Here is a 2918-nt window from a genome sequence, read left to right as displayed (position 1 = left end):
ACCCGACGGGAACGATGTGCGTCTGCATACGTGGTACGTCGGCGGGGAGCTTATAAAAACACCCAGACTACTGACTGTTCAATCGAACATCCGCGGTGTTTGTCCCTCCGTCGTCCCGGACTTATCGAGAATCTACGAACGGGCTAGTAAAAAAAGATACTGCCAGCGTTTGTATGAAACGCCGATAAAATTCGATGATGCGAGGGGGTTAGTGTGGGAGATTCAGGGCGTTAGAGGTACGACCCCTCGAATCTTTCCGAGTTATTCTCTATCGCTTTCTTCAGTGTGCGTTCTCCATACGTTTCGCCAGTGCCGTAGTGTGCTTCATCCCATTTTGCAGTCGACTGACCACGGCTGTCGTAACAGTTGCTACGACGGAAGCACCGGTCCATGAGAAAAAGATCACCTCGGCACCAGAATGCTAGCTTCGAAGCGAGTGCCATGTCCGCCTCGGACTGGCTCGGGTATCCTGAGGTACCTCCCCGGAAAAGCATCCGAAATTCCCGATCGTACTTCTCCGCTGTGTTAAGGATATCGGTGATGGTAGGTCGAGAGTTATCCTCACCGAAGTAGTGGGTATACTCTTGAGCCTGCTGTCTCCCGATTGAGGTGATCGGCGGTGAACTTCGATTATCTTGACTCGGGGTGACTCGTTCGAGTAGTTCGTCTACCTGTTCTTGACTACTCTCGCCGACCTCTGATGTCTGGATAGCGTCTCCAGTGAAGACAAAATACCGATCTTTGTCGTATATCTCAACGCTCACATTCCCATCATCACACAGAGGCAGTTTTCCACCTGGGGAGTCTCCAGCATTCGCTTTGACGATGATGTGTTGTCCCTCACCTGAGACAGACCATTCTATGTACGCGTTCTCGAAGTTCTGGAGTACATCTTCGACCAGTTTGAGACGTTCCGCGTCGTCGATATCGATTCCAGTGAAACCATCTTCGGATGTGAACCGGTATCCAAGAGCGACCCGATCTCCCTCCTCAGTGTTGACACGGGGGGTGCATACCATCTCCACTGCTGTCTCATACGCGGTATCGAAGTCGAGTAGCTCTCGGGACTCGTCAGCCCATCCGCTTCCACCGTTGGGAGCGATCGGCGGTTTACCTTTGTCTGAATCCGAAGGAATCAGAACAACGAGCCACTCCGAGTTCTGCTTTAGAACATCTGGAATGGCATTCGGTTCAGTGACTATGTGGCTGGAGGGTACGGTGCGTTCATAGTCATCGGGCGATACTTCCGTTTCGGTAGTGTCGTGGCTAGACATGTGTGTATACCTGTGTCGCTGAACGGGACGTCTACTACAGACTGAGATATATCTCATCGATTATTCTGCATCTGTCAGCAACCCTCGCTGGGCGACGTCGCGTCAACGACGATTCAAGCTTTGTGAAGAGTAGGAATCTATTCTCCCGCTCTTCGAATGGTCCAAGACACGGTTTGGTATTTAAAATTAGGATGACTCGGGGTCGGTGCTGTTCCGAGTCAACTGCAACTGTGCTCGACTCGGTGTACAACAACACCAGCTATAGAGATAGTTGTAGGAATAGCTGTAGAGAAATGTTTAGCTGTAGCTTTAGGAATAGCTGTAGCTTTATCTAAATATATAGCTACAGGCCCCCATTGATAATCCACAGTACACGACAGGAACTGGTGGAAGATACGCAAGGTGAGTTTACGAACCGGCGGAGTTTGAATAACCGATCTGGATTCTGGTAGTTGTTGATCTTCGGCCCACCCCTTCGAGCAGGTATTTAAAGAAATATTAACGAATCGCACGACAGCAGTCGAATCCGTCTGGTCGAACTACATATCCAAATGACCGTCCTACCAATAGGTATGACAGAACCGACACAACCTCGCAAGGCGTGCCAGTACCAGGTCGAGTTGTACGACGAGCTTGCAGACCCGACTATTCGACCGATACTCGCGGTCGAGCTCGGGAAGGCGAAGTTCAACCAACTCAAAGCTCTCGACGAGTTCCGGAGTGGGCCGTCCATCCCGTGGTCAGTTTCAGAAGACACGGCCACACAGTCCGCGAAGATGACCAAGGCTCGGGGCGAGAACTCAGTACCGACGTACCCGACTACGGAGGAGGGTGGGACGGTGGAGACGATAGATGATGAAGACGACGTGGTCTCGTCGACGTCGCTGAACTCTGCGGAGGGTGTGTGGAAGCGAATCGCCAGCGGTGAGCGCTGGATCGGAGCAATCCCTGTTGGCATGTGCCGACAAACGGAAGATGTCTACCTCCGTGGCTTTCCGTTCCTTATGGGCTTCGAGGACGGACAGCCGAAGGTCATCTTGAACAGAATCCTCACGCGCGACGGAGGTAACATGGGTCGAATCTACGCGAACGAGTGGGCACGACCCTGGGTTATCGCATCGATTCTGGACGCGACTGGGTTCAACATGGACCAGACGACGCTCGTGACGATGAAGGCCAAGAATCCAGACGGTACGGACGAGGACTCAGTGGTCGGGTACCTCGCCGGCAGTGCACGCCAGACAGTCGAGGAACTGATGGACTACCGGGCTGAGCACAACCTACAACCCGACCAGACGGACGAACCCGAACTCTCACACCAGGCCCCCTACGTTCTAACAGAGGTTCTCGGCTACGACTCGAGATTCTCGCTGTACGAACGAATCGGGCATGGTGATTCGATTAAAGATATCATCGCTGTCTTCCAGGGTGAGCGCGACCCAAAGAGCGAGTACCCACCGGACAAAGGGCTCTCGCTGGAGTACTCGCTGAACCGTTGACTCTAAGATAGACCGTTGTCGGTACAACTGATTCGTGTGCCGTGCTGATAACTCGGGACGATGAGGGTCGAGGCGAGAAATGTGTTCGGCTGAGCCGGCTACAGTTCCTTCCACTCGTCGGATTCTTTTCGCATACTGACCGTGT

Annotated in this window: 2 protein-coding genes; one reads left to right on the top strand and one right to left on the bottom strand. The window is 52.9% G+C overall.

Annotated elements, in window-relative coordinates:
* Window positions 1-230 precede the first annotated feature (230 nt).
* The gene (locus tag AUR66_RS06630) at window positions 231-1274 is read right to left on the bottom strand and encodes a phage NrS-1 polymerase family protein (RefSeq protein WP_058571688.1); all 1044 of its coding nucleotides are present in this window, start codon (window positions 1272-1274) and stop codon (window positions 231-233) included.
* Between the two features lie 572 nt (window positions 1275-1846).
* Between AUR66_RS06630 and AUR66_RS06625 the strand changes: the two genes are divergently transcribed.
* Window positions 1847-2773 (top strand): hypothetical protein, encoded by a 927-nt coding sequence (locus tag AUR66_RS06625; protein ID WP_058571687.1) that lies wholly within the window; start codon window positions 1847-1849, stop codon window positions 2771-2773.
* Window positions 2774-2918: the final 145 nt, after the last annotated feature.

It is taken from the genome of Haloferax profundi, assembly GCF_001469865.1.
Taxonomy (GTDB): Archaea; Halobacteriota; Halobacteria; order Halobacteriales; family Haloferacaceae; genus Haloferax; species Haloferax profundi.
The sequence above is the reverse complement of the archived record's forward strand: the minus strand, read 5'-3'. Positions and strand labels throughout refer to the sequence as shown.

Excerpts from the sequence above, each read along its gene's own strand:
- AUR66_RS06630 (WP_058571688.1), bottom strand. The coding sequence starts at position 1,274 with ATGTCTAGCCACGACACTACCGAAACGGAAGTATCGCCCGATGACTAT.
- AUR66_RS06625 (WP_058571687.1), top strand. The coding sequence starts at position 1,847 with ATGACAGAACCGACACAACCTCGCAAGGCGTGCCAGTACCAGGTCGAG.